Origin of the sequence: Streptomyces barringtoniae (genome assembly GCF_020819595.1) — a bacterium.
Lineage (GTDB): Bacteria > Actinomycetota > Actinomycetes > Streptomycetales > Streptomycetaceae > Streptomyces > Streptomyces barringtoniae.
In genome coordinates this window covers 1-340 of record NZ_JAJHNP010000124.1, presented here as the reverse complement: position 1 = coordinate 340, position 340 = coordinate 1, and the positions used below count along the sequence as shown (strand labels likewise).

Genomic DNA, 340 nt, shown 5'->3' with positions numbered 1-340 from the left:
TGAACGCACGGTCACCATGGACGGCATCGGCACCACTGTGCCCGAGCACGGCCGCGACCTGGGCCCGCACCAGGTCCAGCAGTTCGCGGTGCTGCTCCGGCCCGGTGAGGCCCATCAGCCGCTCGGTGACCGTGGTGGCCTCGTTGGCGTCGGTGACGACACGGGGGTTGCCCGAGGTCTGCGAGGTCTTTCGCGCCTCGGTCAGTTCGTCGAGGAGTGTGCTGGGGCGTACGGCGGTGAAGCCGGACGCGAAGCGTTCCCAGTCCAGGTCCACCACACACAGCGCCGGATCACCGAGCTCACCCAGGCCCACAGCCTGCTCCAGCGCCCGCATCGCAAA

General features: G+C 69.4%; 1 protein-coding gene. It reads right to left on the bottom strand.

What is annotated here, in order from left to right:
- On the bottom strand, positions 1-313 hold a 313-nt coding region (locus LMU33_RS41010; protein ID WP_228627224.1), incomplete at its 3' end, for an acyl carrier protein.
- Between the last annotated feature and the right edge of the window lie 27 nt (positions 314-340).